The sequence below is a fragment of the Variovorax sp. CF079 genome (assembly GCF_900101545.1).
Taxonomy (GTDB): Bacteria; Pseudomonadota; Gammaproteobacteria; order Burkholderiales; family Burkholderiaceae_C; genus Variovorax.
In genome coordinates, this window is record NZ_FMZU01000026.1 from 22057 (window position 1) to 39498 (window position 17442).

A 17442-nucleotide genomic window follows, 5' to 3' on the forward strand; every position below is an offset into this window, starting at 1 on the left:
CAACAAGGAGCACGCTCTTGACTTTCCGCATCTCCTGGGCCGCACTCGTCGCGGTCTCGTCGTTCTGCTGCGCGACAGCGTCGGCCCAGTTTCCCGACGCCCGCGACACGCCGCCGGCGGGCTGGGCCGGGCCGGTCTTCAAGCTGAAGCAGGACTACCCGCAGACGCTGCCCGCCGTCGGCTCGCGCCCGTGGATGAGCTTCGACTTCCGCACCCAGCCCAACGAGTACATCAAGGCGGTGCTCGACTACGCGCTGGAGGGCAACAAGCAGGTCGACTTCGTGGTGCAGAACAACACGACGCGCGGCTGGTACCACGCCCCGTGGATGCACGTCGGCGCGGCCGGCCGCGAGTTCGTGCGCGGGCTCACGCGCGAGCGTAGTTCGCGCCCCGGCGAACTGGCCCCGACCCAGACGGGCACTTTCGAGAACTGGGCCGTCAGCGTCTACAACCCGCGCGGTGGCTACACGCTAGGGCGCGTGTGGAAGGACCCGGACGCACCGAACCCGAGTGTCGCGAAGTTCCCGGTGGGCGCCGTCAGCGTCAAGCTGATCTTCACCGAGGCGCCGGTGAGCCAGGTGCCCTACCTCGCGGGCTCGGTGGAATGGCAGGCCGACATCAACCGTAGCCGCAACACCAACCCGCGGCCCACGCTGCGCCTGCTGCAGGTCGACGTGGCGGTGCGCGATAGCCGTGCGGCCTCGACCACGGGCTGGGTCTTCGGCACCTTCGTCTACGACGGCAACGCGCCCGGCGCGACGCCCTGGGACAAGCTGGTGCCCGTCGGCCTCATGTGGGGCAACGACCCAACCCGCGTGGGGACCGGCCAGGCGCTGCAGCAGACCAAGATCAACGCCGACCTGCAGATCCCGCAGCATCTGGGCTTCGAGAAACGGCTCAACGGGCCGGTGGACAACCCGCGCTCGTCCTGTCTGTCGTGCCATTCGACGGCACAGGTGCAGACCAACCTCTCGCGCCCGACGCGCGCGGCGATACCGCCGGCCGGCGCAACGGCGGCGACGCTGCGCCTGTACTTCCGCAACATCAAGTCGGGCACGCCCTTCGATTCGAACGCGCTCGCGCTCGACTACTCGCTGCAGCTGCAGAACGGCATCGCGAACTGGGCGCAGACCGAAGGCCCGTCGTCGAGCCCGCAGGGCGGCGCGCGCGCCACCATCGGCGCGGCTCCGCGGCGGCTCGACGGCTCGCACGGCATCAACATCCGGCCCGCGGGCAGGGACGACTGAACGATGGCCACCAAGAAGCCCATCGATCCGGCGGACAGCCCGAGGGTCGTGCTCGAAGGTCGCGTCGTCACGATGAACGGCAACGCCGAGGTGATTGCCAACGGCCGCGTCTACACGCACAACGGCGACATCGTCGCGGTGCAGGAGGCGACGGCGCCGGCGCCCGCGGGCTTCGGCAACACGGCGGTGAGCGCCACGGGCGGCACGATCTACCCCGGCTTCATCGACCTGCACAACCACATGCCCTACAACGTGCTGCCGCTGTGGCAGGTGCCGAAGAAGTTCAGCAACCGCGGCCAGTGGGGCCGCCACGCCGAGTATCACAGCAAGATCTCCGCGCCGATGCAGACGCTCGCGGCCACGCCCGAGCTGCTGGCGTCCATCTGCCGCTACGTCGAGGCCAAGGCGCTGGTCGGCGGCACCACCACCGGCCAGGGCATCACGCTGGCGAACCAGTCGGGCATCCGGCGCTACTTCCGCGGCGTGGTGCGCAACGTCGAGGCCACCGACGACGAAGCCTCGCTGCCCGCGGCCTCGACGCGCGTGCCCGACGTGGCGGCCAAGGACGCGCAGACTTTTCTCACGCGGCTGAAGAAGGAGAAGAGCTGCTACCTGCTGCACCTCTCCGAAGGCACCGACGCGACCGCGCGCCGCGCCTTCCAGTCGCTGCAGATCGGCGGCGCCAGCTGGGCGATCACGCCCTCGCTCTGCGGCATCCACGCGGCGGCGCTGCAGGCGCCGGACTTCGAGGTCCTCGCAGCCAACGGCGGCAGCATGGTGTGGTCGCCCTTCAGCAACATGCTGCTGTACGGCCGCACCGCCGACATCGCCGCGGCCAAGGCGGCCGGCGTGCCGATCTCGCTCGGCTGCGACTGGGCGCCCTCGGGCAGCCGCAACCTGCTCAACGAGCTCAAGGTCGCGCACATTTTCAGCGAGGCCAATGGCGGGATCTTCACGGCGCGCGAACTGGTCGCGATGGTCACGCGCGAGCCGGCCGGGCTGCTCGGCTGGGACCGCGTGGTCGGCACCATCGAGGTGGGCAAGCGCGCCGATCTCCTCGTGGTCGAGGGCACGGCAGGCGACCCCTACCAACAACTCATCCGCGCCAAGGAGTCGGACCTCGCGCTCGTGATGATCAACGGCGTCGGTCGCATCGGCGACGCGGCGCTGATGCGCAAGCTGGGCTTTGCCGGCGAGACGCTCAAGATCGGCGGCGCCAACCACATGCTGTTCCTCGCGCACCCGGCCGAAGATCCGCTGACGCAGAACCTCACGCTCTCCGCCGCAGGCGATCGCCTGACCCGCGCGCTGCGTGGTCTGCCCGCGCTCGCGCGCATGGCCGAGCGCCCGCGGCCGATCTCGCCGATGGCGATGGCGCGCGCCGGCGCCAACACCTGGCGGCTGGCGCTCGACGAGATCCTCGACACGGGCGTCGAACTGCGCGCCAACCTGCCGGTGCGCGTGCCCGGCGGCCGCACGCTGCGGGCCGCGGCGATGCGGCCGGTGTTCGCGGAAACGAAGAAGCTCTCGGCCGCCGTCATGCCGCTCGCCATCGATGCGCTGACCGTTGTCGACGATCCCGGCTACCTCGACGCGCTGGACACGCAGAGGAACGTCCCAGACACGATCAAGGAGGGGCTGCGCGACCTCTGGTCGTGAACGCCGCCGCACCATGGCCCTCCTGCGCGACGCATTGAACGATTTCACCATCAACTGGCGCAACGACCTCACGCCCGCCTGGCGCTCGGTGCTCGCCGGCGCCAGCCCCAACCCGACTGCCGTCGGCAACGCGCTCACCTACGACGACCTGCAGCCCATCTACCCGTCGCGGCGCGACAAGCCTCTGCCCGGCGCACGCGCCGATGCCCACGTGTTCCGCGCTTTCGACGGCCTCACGCCCGCGAAGGTGCGCTGCGTCCTGATCGGCCAGGACCCCTACCCCGCGCTGAGCCGCGCGACCGGCCGCTCCTTCGAGCAGGGTGACATCGACGCCTGGGGTCTGCCCGCCGCGTCGGTCGCGAACAGCCTGCGCGTGCTGCTGCGCATGATGGTCGCGGCGCGCACCAACGATCCGGCCGTGCTGAAGATGAGCTGGACCACCTTCGTTCGCCACATCGCGACGCCCGCCGTCGCGCTCGAATCGCCGCGCGCCCTCTTCGACAAGCTGCAGCAGACGCAGGGCGTGCTCTTCCTCAATGCCGGGCTCACCATCACGCGCTACCAGTCCGGTGGCGCGCCGGAGCAGACGCGCGGCCACATCCCCTTCTGGCGGCCGGTGGTCGGCCAGGTGCTGCGATCGATGGCGACGCGAACGAGCGGACAGGTGGTTTTCCTCTGCCTCGGCCAACTTGCGCAAAAGCTGCTCGCCAACGAAGGCGTAAAGCTCGCTGCCACCCAGGCGGGCACCTGGGAAACGCGTGCCGGCGAGGTCGCGCTGCCGCACCCGGTGGCCCCGGGCTTCATCAACGGGCCGAATCCGTTCGCAGCGGTCAACGCGAAGCTCGTGGCCTTCGGAGCGGCGCCGATCGCCTGGTAGCGCGCCTGGACCAAGAGCCTCGGGCCAGAGTCCTCGAGTTTCGGGGGGTGACAATCGACGTGGCGCACCGTCTTGTTGGAAGGCCGAAAGGTCCGCTGGCCGCAGCCCCTTTGGGCAGCAGGTTCGGGACTTCGGCTACCAGTTGCGCCAGTTTGACGCAATGCTGCGCGCGCATGCCGCTCGTCACAAGAGTTGACGTCGTTGACGATGCGCGTTCCGAGCAGCCCATCCGCGCTGACCTGGGCAGACAACCTCACGCGCGGCGGCGACCACGTGATCGTGAACTATAGGCGTAAGACCGGGGGCCAGAAGGGCGGTGGCCACATCTCGCCGCTCAGCGCCTGCGACGCTGCGTCAGACTCTTTCTCGTGCTCGATGTCAACCCGGCTGGAGTCCCGCCATTTCGCCTGCGTTCGTGCGCGCGGACCTTCTACCTTGAGTACAGTCCGGGAGTTCCATTGATCGTTGGCCGGGCTCGTGTCTCAACCCTGCCGGATAACGCCCATGAGTTCGCCCAGACCCCCAACCCCGCACGAGTTCGCCGTACTGCGTGTGCTTCGCGCCGAGGCTGAGAACCTGCCGCGCACCGCCGCAAGGATGGCGGCGACCTATCTGCCCACCATCGAGTTGCCCACCACTTGGCGGCCGGTGCTGGCACGAGCGCTCGAGAAGCGAGCCGATGACGCGACATGTCCGCCGCTTGATGAACTGCAAGCCGAGTACGGCAGATGGGGCGCATGGCTGCCTGCCGCCTATCACGGCGATGCAACGGACGCGCGCTTCTGGCTGGTGGGTCTGCAAGACCACGCGGCCGAGTACCTGCCCCGATCACCCCCCGCGCCGTGACGGGGTAGACGTGCTTTTCGTGTTCATCGGTGCGCCTTGGGGAAGCGTCAGGGTCGCCAGGTGGTGTGCGAGACCGGCACCATGCCGTCCATGATCAGTTCGTAGACGAGCTGCTGCCCGCCCTTGAGATGGGTCAGGCTCAGCTCGGCGGCCTTGTCGCTGTCGCCGCTCTCGAAGGCCTGGATGATCTACTCGTGGCCGCCGCCCCAGCGCTGCGTCCTGCTCTCGACAGCCAGGCTGATCCAGAGGATTCTCAGCACCGATTCCTGGATGAAGGTCAGCCACCAGCAACAGGCCTGCGCCGCCCAGCACCGTGTGGCGCGAGCGGCGCAGGCGCGAGGTGAGCTGCTTCCATTCATCCACCCGCGGCGCGGATTCCACGCTCATGCCATCGCAGCCGCGAACTTCTCTTGGGTCTCGCGCACCGCCTGTGGCAGGCGCGGGCCGAAGCCGAGCAGCACCTGCGCGCCGCTCGCCATGCGGAACATCTCTGCCGCCATTTCCTGAGCACTGCCGCGGCCAGAGGTGGCGACCTTGGACTGGTCGGGATTGGCCTTCATCCAGGCCACGAACTCGGGCAGTGTTTTGGCGGGAATCTGCGGGTAGATCGCGAACACCAGCGGAACCTCGTGGGTGTAGACGATGGGCTCGAAGCTTTTCTCCGGATCCCAGCCCAGGTTCTTGAACAGGAACTTGTTGATGTTGTGGCTGCCGCCCACGATGCCGATCGTGTAGCCATCGGGCGCGGCTTTGGCGAGGACATCCGTGCCGAGGTTGTTGGATGCGCCAGGCCTGTTGTCGACGACCACCGGCTGACCCATCGACACCGCGAGCTTGTCTCCGACGACGCGCGCAATGGTGTCGATAGCGCCGCCCGGCGGGGCGGGCACGATGATCTTGATGTTGAGATACTTGGACGGTCGCAGCCGCGTGTCTGTCCAGCGCGTGGGGCCGGCCTTCGTGGGGGAGCTGGGCGCGCCGCCCAATGGACACGAATTGCAGCGGCACGCGTGGGGCACATGTAAAATCAATCGCGCTCCGGGGTGCACGCGACAGTGCTGAGATTCAAACCCGCGAACTTGAACCGGTTAATGCCGGCGGAAGAAGAGCTTTCCCCTTGACCCATCGGCGAATCCCGCCTAGGTCAAGGTGGCCTTCGGAGCATCCGTTCGACGGTCACGAAGGAGTCCTCATGAACAACACCTCTGCAGAGCGGCCCACGCACACGGTGGGTGTTGTGTCCCATGCTTTCCGGTACCCGCGCGTGCTGTCTATCGCCAGCTCCGGCGGACCGTTGAACCATGGGCACGCGCCCGAAGCGATGCGGCTCCAGCCGCTGAATTGAATGTCAAACCATCCAGGACACAACACCGCCGGGGCCACGAGTGCAACCGGCGAAATTGTCGCTGACGTCCTCGCCTTCATCGAGCAGGACGGGTGCACCGACGACGACTTCGATCGGCTGGCGTTACGCCTGTTCGCCCATCAGTACGGCAACAATCAGGCGTACCGACGCTTCTGCCAGCGGCGCGGCGTGACCCTGCGCAATGTAAAGCGCTGGAGCGACATCCCGGCAGTGCCGATCGACGCCTTCAAGGAGCTGGACCTACGGTGCGAGCCGCCGGCCGCAACGGACCGCGTCTTCATGACCAGCGGCACGACCCGCAGCGAGGTGAAGGGCCGTCATCATCATCCGACGCTGGCGGTCTACGACCGGTCGATGATCCGCAACTTCTCGAGTCGGTTCATGCACGGCAGCGGCCGGATGCGCTTGGGGATCCTGTTCCCCACCGAAACCGTGCTGCCCAATTCCTCGCTGGCCCACTACCTTGCGCTCGCTCTGAGTGAATTCGGCACCGAGGAGAGTCGTTACTTCGTGAGCCCGCAGGGACTGGACAGTCCCGGCCTGTGCGATGCGCTGGCGGACGCTGAACGCCACGGCTTGCCCTACGCCCTGCTCGGCGCCAGCTACAGCTTCGTACACCTGATCGACGAGCTCAAGCAGCGTGGAAAATCTTTCCGCCTGCCGGCGGGCAGCCGGGTCCTGGACACGGGTGGCTACAAGGGACAGTCGCGCGAATTGCCACTCGACGCCTTCTATGCGGAGCTGTCCGCCCGGCTCGGCATCGAACGATCGCAGTGCATCAACATGTATGGCATGACCGAGCTGAGCACGCAATTCTACGACGCGGGCAATGCTACCGTGCCGTCGGTGAAGTCGGGGCCGCACTGGATCCGCTCCCGCCTGGTCGACCCGCTCACGAGCCGCGAAGTCGCGCGTGGCGAACGCGGTATCTTGGTCCATTGCGACCTTGCCAACTTCAATTCCGTGACCACCATCCTGACCGAGGACGTGGGCCTGGCAGCCGACGGAGGGTTCCTGCTGCTCGGTCGCGCCGAGGGCGCGCAGGCCAAGGGCTGCTCGCTGGCGGTGGAGGAATTCATCCGGGCGGCAGCGGCATGACGACGCTGCACGCGGCTGCCGGTTACTTGCCTGGCCTGGCGCCGGCGGAAGTGCAGTGGCAGCCTCTGGTCTTCGAATCGGGCGCCACGCGGCTCGAAGTCGCCGTGCCCGTGTTGAGCCCGCAACAGATGACCGCGCTCGCCTTGCGGGTCAAGCAGGCCAGCCGCCTCCATCTGAAGACGATGACCGTGTCGGAGATCGTGGCCGTGGTGGATCGCGCGATCGCCCGCCTGCTCGACCCGGCCGACGCCTACCGCATACAGGCCGACCGGCTGCTGCCGATCGTCAGCGGCTACGACGCCGATATGGTTCGCCTGGGACTCACGGCTTTCTTCAAGACCTTTCGCGAGCCGCAACTGCACCGCTTCGTCGCCGAAGACTTCGCCAATCCCAAATTGCTGGACGAGTTCCAGCCGCGACCCAAGGGCGGCGCGGCCAGGGCGTTCGGGCCGGATCTGCTGGTTCACAGCTGGGCCGGCAACGTTCCGGCCCTGCCGCTGTGGAGCCTGGTCTGCGGATTGCTGGTGAAGGCCGGCAACATCGGCAAGCTGCCAAGCGCGGAGCCGCTGTTCGCGGGCCTGTTCGCTCGGCTGCTGGCCGAGGTCCACCCGCCGCTGGCCGATTGCCTGGCCGTGGTGTGGTGGAAAGGCGGCGAGGAGGAACAGGCGTCGGCCCTCTACGCCGAGGCGGACACGGTGCTCGCCTACGGCGCCAACGATTCGCTGGCAGAGATCCGCCGTCGGCTGCCGGTCACGACGCGCTTTCTGCCGTACGGCCACAAGCTGGGCTTCGGCCTGGTGAGCGCCGCGGCCCTCGACACTCTGCGCGCGCCGGCGACGGCACGACTGGCCGCCTGGGACGTGATGCGCTACGACCAGCAGGGCTGCTATTCGCCCCATGTCTTCTACGTGGAACGCGGCGGCAAGGTGTCGCCGCGCGAATTCGCGCAGTACCTCGCCAGCGAGCTCGCCAACCTGCAGAACCGTTTCCCGCGCCGGGCCCTGGCGCTGGAGGATTCAGCCGCCGTGGCCGGATGGAGGCAAGCCATCGAGCTGCAGTCGATGTCGGCGGGCGGCGAGTTTGTCAGCGAGCTGATCGGCGAGGACGGCGCGGCCTTTGGCGTCGCTTACGCCGATGAAGCACGGGCCTTGGCCCCCACGGCGCTGAACCGGAGTCTCCAAGTCGTCGCGGTCGACTCGCTGGAACAGGTGATCGCGCAAGTGGAAGCGCACCCCCCCTACCTGCAAACGGCGGGCGTGGCGGCAGCACCGGCTGAACTGTTCCGGCTGTCGGAGTTGCTGGGAGCAGCCGGCGTGACCCGCATCACCGCCATCGGCTCGATGACCTCGCCGGAGGCGGGCTGGCATCACGACGGCCGGTTCAACCTGCTGGACCTGGTGCGGATGGTCGAGATCGAGCAGTCGGCAGAACTTGCGGCCGACAAGCTGGCGCCGTACGCGGACTAGGAGCGCTCGTGAGCTTCCTCGACATCGACAAGGTGGGCTTCACCTACCCCGGCTGGCCGCCGGTGGTGCGCAGCGTCGACTGGCGCATCGCGGAAGGCGAGTTCCATTGCCTGGTCGGGCGCAGCGGCTGCGGCAAGACGACCTTGCTCAAGCTCGCCGCGGGCCTGCTGCATCCCCAAACGGGCAGCATCCGGTTGCAGGGCAGGGAGGTGGTTGCGCCCGGACCGCAGCTCGGCTTCGTGTTCCAGTCGCCCACCCTGCTCGAATGGCATCGCGTGATCGACAACGTCCTGCTGCCGGTGTCGCTGCAACACAAGCCAACCGCCCGGGAGATCGACAAGGCGCAGCAGTTGCTGGCGCTGCTCGGTCTGTCGGCCCATGCGCAGCATTACCCCCGGCAGTTGTCGGGCGGCCAGCAAAGCCGCGCGGCCCTGGCGCGCGCACTGATCCTGGAGCCGGCGTTGCTGTTGCTGGACGAACCCTTCGCCGCGCTGGACGCGATCACTCGCGGCGAGCTGCAGGATGACCTGCTGCACATGTGTCGCCTGCGCCGCACCACCGTCCTGTTCGTGACGCACGACATCTCCGAAGCGGTGTATCTGGGCGACCGGGTCGCGGTGATGGACAGCGGCCGGATCGTGCAGGACGTCCGCGTCGAGGTGAGCAAACCGCGCGCGCCGGCAATGCGGTACGGCGCAGCCTTCAACCTGCACTGCGCGCAAGTGCGCGACGCGATGGACATGGCGACGGTATGAAGCTGACCTCCGCGCGCACGCAGTTCTGCTCCTGGGCGCTTCTGCTCGCATTGCTCGCGGGATGGGAGCTGGCGTCGCGCGGCTCCGGCGTTTCGGCCCTGGTCCTGCCGGCGCCTTCGGCGGTGATGAAGTCGCTCTGGATGGGCCTGTCCACCGGCTACCTGTGGCCCCACATCCGCACGACCGGCCTCGAGCTGGTGCTCGGGCTGTTCACCGGCTGCTTGATTGGTTTCATCAGCGGCGTGGCGATGGCCGAGTCGGCGCTGCTGCAACGCGTGCTGAAGCCTTACATCGTGATCAGCCAGGTCATCCCCAAACTGGCGCTGGCGCCGCTCTTCATCGTGTGGTTCGGCTTCGGCATGACGTCGACGGTGGTGATCACGGCGCTGATCTGCTTTTTCCCCCTGATGGAAAACACCGTGACCAGCCTGCAGCAGGTCGACCCGCAACGGCTCGAGCTGTTTCGGATGCTAGGCGCCACGCGGCGTCAGACACTGCTGCGCCTGAAGCTGCCTTCCGGCCTGCCCGGCATCCTGGCGGGCCTGCGGGTGGCGGTGGTGCTCGCGCTGGTCGGGGCGGTCGTCGGGGAGTTCATCGGCGCCAGCCAGGGGCTCGGCGCGCTGATCATCGCCTCGCAGGGAATGATGGACACGCCGCTGATGTTCGCGGTGCTGGTTGTCATCGCCGCGCTCGGCCTGCTGCTGTACCAGGTCACGCTCGCGGTCGAGAAACGACTGCTGCTGCCCTACACCCGAATCTCATGAAGGAAACGTCCATGCACAAACCCATCGCACGCCGTTGCGCGCTGCTGGCAACCGCTGCGCTTTTCACTTTGGTAGCCGCAGGCGGGGCGAACGCTGCCGACACGCTGGAGAAGATCACTGTGGCCGGCTGGAGCAAGCCGATCACCGAGATCACGCACCTGCTGGTCGAGCCCGACAAGGGCATCTTCAAGGCCAACGGGATCGATCTGGCCTACGTGTCGGGCGCCGGCGGGGGCGACGCGATCCGCAACATCCTCACGGGACAGGCGGACGTGGCCTTCACCGATCCGGGTGCGTTCTTTTCGGCCCTCGACAAGGGCGAGAAGCTGCGGGCGATCTACGACATCTACCCACAGAACGTCTTCAACGTGGTCTCGCTCAAGTCCGCCAACATCACCAGCCCGGCCGACCTAAAGGGCAAGAAGATCGGTGTCTACAGCCTGTCCAGCGGCACCCGCCAGAACCTGTTGGTGCTGCTGCACCAGGCCGGTCTGTCCGAATCCGACGTCACCATCGTCGTCACCGGGCTGTTGAACTTCGCGCCGCTGCTGCAAGGCCAGGTCGATGCGACTGCTGCCACCGACACCGGCTTGCTGGTGGGCAAGCGTAAGGGGCTGGGCGACGTCAACGTGATAGAGGTGCGCAACTACTTGAACGTGTCGAGCGACCTGTTCGTGGTGCGGGAACAGGTCTACCAGCAGAAGAAGCCATTGCTGAAGCGGTTCCTGAAAGCCTATCGCGAGAGCGCGGCGTGGATGATCGCCAACCCCGACGAGGCGGCTGGCCTGGCGGTGAAACACGCCATCGACGGTACCGACCGCCCCACCAACCTGGAAGTGATCCGCCTGCGCAATGCCGCCTCCGTGTCGGCCACCACCGGGAAAAACGGTCTTGGTGCCTTCGACCTGGAGTCGCTGCAAAAGGCCGCGGACGCCTACCGCAAGCTGGGCCTGATCGGGCACGACATCAAGGTCTCTGACGTGGTCAGCACGGAACTGCTGCCGGCGCGATGAAGGTTGACACCATGAAGTTCGATGGCAAGGTGGTGCTGGTCACAGGTGCGAGCCGTGGCATCGGCGCCGCCATTGCGCAGGCCTTCGCAAGCGAAGGCGCGACGGTGGTGGTCAACCACCTGAGCAACGACGCCGCAGCCGCCGATGTGGTCGCAAATTGCAAGGCGGCCGGTGGCGACGCCTGGGCTGCGAAGGCCGACGTCAATTCGGGCGCGGCCGTGCAGGCCATGGTGGAACAGGCCCTGGATGCAGCGGGCCGCATCGACGTGGTGGTCAACAACGCCTTCCGGCCGTATTCATTCGACCCGCAGCGCCGCACCTTGTTCGGCGACATGGCGTGGCAGGATTACCAGGCGCAGTTCGATGGCGCCGTCGGCGGCGCATACAACGTCTGCAGGGCCGTGCTGCCGCACTTCAGGCACCGCACTCAGGGCAGCATCGTCAACATCGTCAGCGACCTGGTCGAGCGGCCGGTGATTCCGTACCACGACTACACGACCGCCAAGTCGGCGCTGGTCGGCTTCAGCCGCAACCTGGCCGCCGAACTGGGGCCGCTCGGCATCCGTGTCAACTGCGTCGCCCCTGGCCTGGTCTACCCGACGCAGGCCAGCAGCGCGACCCGGGAAGAATTTCGTGAGTCGCTGATCGCCGCAACCCCGCTGCGACGAATCGCGCGGCCCGAGGACGTTGCCGGCCCGGTGTTGTTTCTCGCTTCCGAATGGAGCCGCTTCATGACGGGCCAGGTGCTGTTCGTCGATGGCGGCCTGGTGATGAAATGAAGAGTTCCCGATGCGATTGCCGCCGGCGCGTATCCGATCGACATCCATCCGGCCGCCGGCGGCGAACTGCGCTACGAAGGCCTCGGTGACGACCACGCGTACCAAATCCCGTACCGCAGCCTGATTCCGGTCGGCTTCGACAACGCGCTGGTGGTCGGGCGCGGCGTCTCGGCGACGCACAGCGCGCACGCGGCGATCCGTGTGATGACCATCTCGATGGCCGTAGGCCAGGCAGCCGGCGTGGCGGCTGCGATGGCGGCGCAGTCGAAGCAGCAAGGGAAGGTCCGTGCCGTGTCGATGCCGGCACTGCGCGAACGACTGCTCAGAGACGGGGCAAAGCTGGCTTGACCGGAAGGGTGCTGTACAAGATTGCGCCCGGGATTGCCTGCGGTGAAGCCCTCGCCCGCTCGGGCATTCCCATGGCCAACAGCCAGCTTCCCTCGATCGCTTGCGCCTGTCCGCCCGTCAGCCAGGGCAGCGGCGCTGCGTCGAGCGATCGCTGGGCGAGCAGCAAGTCATGGGTGCGGGATGCGTGTTCATCTGCGCGCAGGCGAGCCGCATCTTCCGCATCGAACGTCCACACAGCCAGGTTGGTTGATGCGAAGAATCCAAGGGCCTCGCGAACATCGCACACCCAGCGCGACAGGTTGCACAGATGCGGGCGCATGCGCGCGCTCATCGGTGTAGGCCGGCTCAGCAGAAGGCGATAGGCGTCGCTTTCCAAGACCTGCGCGTCGCGCATGCCATAGATCGTGAGGTAGCGTGGCGCATCGCTGTTGCACAAGCGTCGATAGCGCCGGCCCCACAGCATGCCTGGGACCGTCAACCGCTCGGGCACGTGCTCGCTTGCATGCCACGTGTTGTACTCGGCATCCACGTCGGGCGTGACGTCGTTCCATAGTGCCAACACGGCGCCCGTGCCGGCTATATCGTCATTCATCGCGTGCTTGCGGCTTCAGGAGCACTTTGCTCGCCGCCTTCGCGTGCGCCAGCGCAAACCCCTCGCGGGCTTGCGACAACGGCAAGACATGACTGATCATCGGGCGCATGACAGCATCCATCTCGCCCATCAGTTCGAGGGCCAGAGGCCAATCGGATTCGGGCGGACGAAACGAGCCACGCATTTGTTGCTGGTTGCGCACCATCGGTGTCAGGTCGAGCAAAAGCGGGCGGGCATGGATGCCGGTGACGACCACGATTCCATTGCGCCGCAACAGCGCCAGGCCTTCCGTGATGGTTTCGGGCACCCCCGTCGCTTCGAATATGACATCAAAGGGCTCGCCGCCCGTGTGCGGCCGGGCGCCTTCGGCCAGCGGCTGAGTTGCCACATCGACCAAGGCATCGAAGCCCATTCGGCGCAGTGCGTCGAATCGGGCTGCGTCGTCGAAGCCGCTGACCACTACCTGCGTGGCACCGGCACGGCGTGCCAGCGCAGCGATCCCCTGGCCGATGGTGCCCGGGCCCATCACCAGCACGCGCTTGCCGGCTACGTCTCCTGCGATGCGAAGCGCCTGCATCGATATGGTGAGCGGCTCCGTGAGCGCTGCGAGCTCGTCGCTGAGGCTCTCGGGCACGGGCACGCAGTTGCGCAACGGGACCCGGACCCAGGGCGCGAAGGCGCCATCGCGCGTCATTCCGATGCCGCGGCGCTTCTCGCAGCCATCGTAGTCGCCCGTGGCGCAAGCGGTGCAGACGCCACAAGTCACGGAGGGACGAACGACCACGCGCCGGCCGGCCAAGGGGCCGGTCTGCGCAACCCCGACGAACTCGTGCCCGATCGTGACAGGAATGCTCTGGGTGATGAAGGCATAGCTGGGCGTCCAGTCGTCTACGTGCAGGTCGCTGCCGCAGATGCCGGTGGCCCTGACCTTCACGAGCACATCGCTGGAATCGGCTTCCAGCACGGGAGCCGGTATGTCCACCAGTTCGAGGCCCGCTTCCGGGCGTGTCTTGCGCAAAGCTTGCATGGTGCTTGATTCCGGTGTCAGTCGATGCTGATGCCGACCTTCTTGATGATGGCGCCCCATTTGAGGCTTTCGGCCGCGATGAAGGTCTTGAACTCGTCGGGCGAGCCTCCGCCGAGGATCAAACCCTGCTTTGCGAAGGCGTCGCGCACGTCCTTGTCCTTCATCACCTCGTTGACGTCGGCATTGATGCGGCGCACCAGTTCCGGCGGCGTGCCAGCGGAGCTGAACAGGCCGTTCCACGCCAGGGCTTCGAAGCCGGGATAGCCCGCCTCGGCGACCGTCGGCAGGTCCTTCATGGTCTCGGTGCGCTGGAGGCTGGTGGCTGCCAGCAGGCGAATGCGGCCGCCCTGGATCAGCGGCAGCAGCGCAGGAGCCACGGTGAACAGAGCTTGTGTCTCTTCGGACGCTACCGAAATACCGGCCGGTGGCGAGCCGGCGAACGGCACATGCGTGGCTTCGAAACCCGCCGCACTCTTGAACAGCTCCATGGTCAGGTGCGAAGAACTGCCGGCGCCGACCGAGGCGTAGTTGATCTTCCCGCCCTGCTTCTTTGCCCAGGCGACGAATTCGGGCAAGGTCCTGGCGGGGTTGCTGGCCGCAACCGCCAGCACGTTGGGTTGCGACGAGGTGAGCACGATCGGCAGCAGCTCCTTGGCAGGGTCGTAAGCCATCTTCTTGTACATGTGCGGCCCGAATGCGATCGGACCGTTGAAGCCAACGCCCAGGATGTAGCCGTCGGCCGGGGCCTTGGCAACGGCGGTCATGCCCAGCATGCCGCCAGCGCCGGCCTTGTTGTCGACCACGACCGGCTGCTTCCAGCGCTCGCGCAGCTTGTCGCCCAGCGTGCGGGCGATGAAGTCGAGCGAGCTGCCGGCTGGCGCCGGCACGACCAGCTTGACCGGCTTGGTGGGCCAGCTCTGGGCCGACGCGGCCAGGCCAAATGCGCAACCCGTCAGCAGGGCGAGAGCTTTCTTCATGTGTGTCTCCGTTCAGTGGGCGGCGCTCTTGCGCCTGGAATGGACGAATTCTGGTCGCTGGCGTTCGATACGCCAAACACCGATACGCTATGGATTTGATATCTCCTGGATATGGAGTTTTCATGACCATGGAACTGAGGCACCTGCGCTACTTCGTGGCCGTGGCCGAAACAGGCAACCTGAGCCGGGCCGCGGAAAAGTTGTTCATCGCACAGCCACCGCTGTCGGTGCAGATCCGGCAGCTCGAAGAAGAAATGGGCACTGCGCTCTTTGTGCGCCACCCCAAAGGCGTACGCCTGACGACAGCAGGCGAGTCCTTGCTGCCGGAAGCGCGGTATCTGCTCGACCGTGCGGCGCGCATGAAGGAGTCTGTGACGGGAAGCGCCAGCAGCGGCCACTTGGCTCTCGGCTTCGTGCCCTCGGCCAGCAGCACGGTGCTGCCGAAGCTCGTCCGGCATCTCAAGAAGGAGCATCCGGCGCTGCATATCGAACTGCGCGAGATGATCAGCAGCGAGCAGGCGGAGGCGGTGGCCGCGGGTCTTCTCGATGCCGGGATCGCACGCAGCAAGCCGCACCATCCGCGGCTGACGGTCGCGGCGCAGATGGCCGATCCCTTTTGCCTTGCGCTGACGCCGCAGCAAGCACGCCGTGCCGGCAACCCGGTCGAACTGCGCAGCTTCGCGGACCACGATTTCGTCGCCTTCACCCGGCACCGAGGACCAGCGTACTTCGACCAGTCGATCTACCTCTGCGCAAAGGCCGGCTTCAGCCCGCGCATCCGCTACGAAGCGAGCACGGTGCACGGCGTGCTCGACCTGGTCGGTGCCGGGCTCGGCGTGGCATTGGTGCCGTCTTCGTGCGCGTTGCTTGGAGTGGCGGGCACGAGGTTTTGCAGCCTGCGGGGACCGGCCGCCAGCGAGGTGCTTGTTTTGCTGAGGCGAAAGGCGGATCCGAATCCTCTGTTGCCTACGTTGGCAGATGCAGTGCGCGCGAACTTTGCTGACCTTCAACGCCGCATGGCAGAAATGCTGGGCTGTTGAAACGGCCGAGCAGACCGACGCTTGAGACTGCTTGTCGCCCGGACGCGCCCACGCTGCTTCTGGCTGTGTAGTAGATCCGAGGCCTTTGCTTCATCTGCAACACTCCTTCTGCCTACGCAGTTTTTAGTGTGTTGCATCGACCGGTTGAATCCGCAGCCGCGTCCCGTCACTGGATGAATCAAGCAAACGCTGCCTCGCTTCCGGCAAGAAGCGCAGACCTCACTCCTCGGCCGGCAACGACGCTGCGACATGGCGGAGCTGCGGAACGAACCCCCCGGTCGAACAGGAAGAGGCTCCCCCTCATTGAGATGAGTCCTGTCTCCTTGGCGCAGGTAGAGTCGTCTCGCTCCAACTGCAATCGCACGTCCGCACCTCGTCCGCTCTCGATCCACTCATGACCTCTATTTTGACGGTGGCAACGAAAAAGCCCCGGCCGTTTCCGGTCAGGGCAAGAGGTCGTTGGTCGACCTTGGAGAAGGGTTCCCACTGAGAGATTTCATCATGGGCCCTTTGGCGGCGCCGTTCAACGACCCCGCGCACTGGAAGCTACGCGGCAGCCCTCCGGATCGGAACTACTGCGCAGTTCGGCCGAAAATTTGACGATCCGCTGCACAAGCAAGCTCAGATATGACAAACCCGCCTCGGTGGGCTAGGGGTTGGCTTGAAGTGTTGACGCTGAAGCCCTAAACGTCAACGATCTCCGAGTCACTTGCTGCCCGGGGATCGTTTATTTTGTGCGCGACCCGTAGGTCCGCAATGGAGCAAGGGCGAACAGCCGGTATGGGCCCGAAGCGGCTGTACGCCTTCCCCAAAAGCAGCCACTCCAGCGAGACGCTCTACGACACCGACGCCTTGCCGTCAGGCAGCGTTGCGCGCATCGAAACGTACTCGCGGGGCTGTTTGGTTTGGAGAGCTTCGCGCAAGTGTTCCATTCCCTCACCATCCAATCTCAGTCCGGCGGTGTGCCCCCGCGGTATCACCTGAAGCGGTTTGCGGAAGAATTTGTTTTCGACCTCGCGCACCGTTAGACGCACGCTCGCAACTGCTCCTAGCTCGACGGAAACGAGTTCTGGCGGAGTTCCATCTACGCGGGTCAATGCAAGTTCGGTGAACACCGTGCCGAGGGGCACGTCGATATTCCCATTCGCACCGACAACAAGTCCATCATCAAGGATGCTTTCGACTAGGAAATCTGCGACCGTCATTTGTTTGACTTTTCAGGAAGGATGTCGGACGTCTGCTCGTGGCCGACTGTAGCCGAAGCACTGTCCGCGACCCGAGGCCCGAGGCCCGAAGCGGGCACTATCTGGATGCGAGATCGGTGACTCCTGCGGAGTCGATCCGGCAAAGCCACTTTACGTGCGACCAGGTACCGGTCGTGTTGGCCTCTACGACTCCTCTGGCAAAGAGCACCTCGTGGGCACCGTCGTCATACAGATTCTCTTCTTGAACTTCGACCTGTAGTCCTGGCACGAGAGCTATGAGTACCCCAGATACGTCCGCCCTGCTGTCAAACTGAGACAGCATAACGAGATCGTGTTCTATGAGTTCGTTGAAATCAACCGAGAAGCGAGGTGCCATTTTAAAT

At 66.1% G+C, this 17442-nt stretch carries 17 protein-coding genes, 2 pseudogenes and 1 riboswitch; of the genes and pseudogenes, 14 read left to right on the plus strand and 5 right to left on the minus strand.

The annotated features are described in order from the left end of the window. Positions 1-17 precede the first annotated feature (17 nt). The 5 genes and pseudogenes from BLS74_RS28700 to BLS74_RS28720 all read left to right on the plus strand — a co-directional run bounded on the left by BLS74_RS28700 (position 18) and on the right by BLS74_RS28720 (position 4629). Positions 18-1247 (plus strand): hypothetical protein, encoded by a 1230-nt coding sequence (locus BLS74_RS28700; protein WP_093110585.1) that lies wholly within the window; start codon positions 18-20, stop codon positions 1245-1247. 3 nt (positions 1248-1250) lie between these two features. After that, complete coding sequence (locus BLS74_RS28705) at positions 1251-2906, plus strand: amidohydrolase family protein (protein ID WP_093110587.1); 1656 nt, start codon at positions 1251-1253, stop codon at positions 2904-2906. A gap of 13 nt (positions 2907-2919) precedes the next feature. Then, positions 2920-3783 (plus strand): uracil-DNA glycosylase family protein, encoded by an 864-nt coding sequence (locus BLS74_RS28710; RefSeq protein WP_093110589.1) that lies wholly within the window; start codon positions 2920-2922, stop codon positions 3781-3783. 249 nt (positions 3784-4032) lie between these two features. Continuing rightward, a pseudogene (locus BLS74_RS35330) lies at positions 4033-4166 on the plus strand (phytochelatin synthase family protein); the annotation flags it as partial. A 121-nt stretch (positions 4167-4287) separates the two neighbouring features. Further along, complete coding sequence (locus tag BLS74_RS28720) at positions 4288-4629, plus strand: hypothetical protein (protein ID WP_170855749.1); 342 nt, start codon at positions 4288-4290, stop codon at positions 4627-4629. Positions 4630-5081: 452 nt separating this feature from the next. Here the strand turns inward: BLS74_RS28720 and BLS74_RS28725 are convergent. After that, positions 5082-5531, minus strand: a pseudogene (locus BLS74_RS28725) (tripartite tricarboxylate transporter substrate-binding protein); the annotation flags it as partial. 127 nt (positions 5532-5658) lie between these two features. After that, positions 5659-5752, plus strand: a riboswitch (TPP riboswitch). 69 nt (positions 5753-5821) lie between these two features. On the opposite strand from BLS74_RS28725, the gene BLS74_RS34655 reads away from it, so the two are divergent. From BLS74_RS34655 to BLS74_RS28760, 8 genes are read left to right on the plus strand one after another with little or no spacing between them, the layout of a single operon-like run. Continuing rightward, positions 5822-5974 (plus strand): hypothetical protein, encoded by a 153-nt coding sequence (locus BLS74_RS34655; RefSeq protein WP_170855756.1) that lies wholly within the window; start codon positions 5822-5824, stop codon positions 5972-5974. Then, positions 5975-7093: a LuxE/PaaK family acyltransferase gene (locus tag BLS74_RS28730; protein WP_093110595.1), complete on the plus strand. Its 1119-nt coding sequence runs from the start codon at positions 5975-5977 to the stop codon at positions 7091-7093. It begins immediately after the preceding gene. Further along, a complete protein-coding gene (locus tag BLS74_RS28735; RefSeq protein WP_093110597.1) occupies positions 7090-8559 on the plus strand; it encodes an acyl-CoA reductase in 1470 nt (489 codons plus the stop codon). The genes BLS74_RS28730 and BLS74_RS28735 overlap by 4 nt, the downstream gene beginning before the upstream one ends. Before the next feature lie 8 nt (positions 8560-8567). Beyond that, on the plus strand, positions 8568-9314 hold the full coding sequence (locus tag BLS74_RS28740; protein WP_093110599.1) for an ABC transporter ATP-binding protein: 747 nt from the start codon (positions 8568-8570) through the stop codon (positions 9312-9314). Further along, positions 9311-10078 carry an ABC transporter permease gene (locus BLS74_RS28745; protein WP_093110601.1) on the plus strand — a complete coding sequence of 256 codons (768 nt, stop codon included), beginning with the start codon at positions 9311-9313 and terminating at the stop codon, positions 10076-10078. Before BLS74_RS28740 ends, BLS74_RS28745 begins: the two co-directional genes overlap by 4 nt. An 11-nt stretch (positions 10079-10089) precedes the next feature. Beyond that, on the plus strand, positions 10090-11091 hold the full coding sequence (locus BLS74_RS28750; protein WP_093110603.1) for an ABC transporter substrate-binding protein: 1002 nt from the start codon (positions 10090-10092) through the stop codon (positions 11089-11091). An 11-nt stretch (positions 11092-11102) separates the two neighbouring features. Continuing rightward, complete coding sequence (locus BLS74_RS28755) at positions 11103-11870, plus strand: SDR family oxidoreductase (RefSeq protein WP_093110722.1); 768 nt, start codon at positions 11103-11105, stop codon at positions 11868-11870. Between the two features lie 15 nt (positions 11871-11885). Beyond that, a complete protein-coding gene (locus tag BLS74_RS28760) occupies positions 11886-12218 on the plus strand; it encodes an FAD-dependent oxidoreductase (RefSeq protein ID WP_093110605.1) in 333 nt (110 codons plus the stop codon). Here BLS74_RS28760 and BLS74_RS28765 read toward each other — a convergent pair. The 3 genes from BLS74_RS28765 to BLS74_RS28775 are packed head-to-tail and all read right to left on the minus strand — an operon-like array spanning position 12193 to position 14814. After that, positions 12193-12810, minus strand: a complete 618-nt coding sequence (locus BLS74_RS28765) for a DUF4286 family protein (RefSeq protein WP_139191779.1) — start codon at positions 12808-12810, stop codon at positions 12193-12195. The two genes, BLS74_RS28760 and BLS74_RS28765, sit on opposite strands and share 26 nt — an antisense overlap. Beyond that, entirely contained in the window at positions 12803-13897 is a 1095-nt protein-coding gene (locus BLS74_RS28770; protein ID WP_244504061.1) for a zinc-dependent alcohol dehydrogenase, read from the minus strand. Before BLS74_RS28770 ends, BLS74_RS28765 begins: the two co-directional genes overlap by 8 nt. Continuing rightward, positions 13855-14814, minus strand: a complete 960-nt coding sequence (locus BLS74_RS28775; protein ID WP_093110611.1) for a Bug family tripartite tricarboxylate transporter substrate binding protein — start codon at positions 14812-14814, stop codon at positions 13855-13857. The genes BLS74_RS28770 and BLS74_RS28775 overlap by 43 nt, the downstream gene beginning before the upstream one ends. 128 nt (positions 14815-14942) lie before the next feature. On the opposite strand from BLS74_RS28775, the gene BLS74_RS28780 reads away from it, so the two are divergent. Next, a complete protein-coding gene (locus BLS74_RS28780; protein ID WP_280142680.1) occupies positions 14943-15854 on the plus strand; it encodes a LysR family transcriptional regulator in 912 nt (303 codons plus the stop codon). Positions 15855-16690: 836 nt separating this feature from the next. Here the strand turns inward: BLS74_RS28780 and BLS74_RS28785 are convergent. Then, positions 16691-17059 carry a hypothetical protein gene (locus BLS74_RS28785; protein ID WP_093110613.1) on the minus strand — a complete coding sequence of 123 codons (369 nt, stop codon included), beginning with the start codon at positions 17057-17059 and terminating at the stop codon, positions 16691-16693. Positions 17060-17442 lie beyond the last annotated feature (383 nt).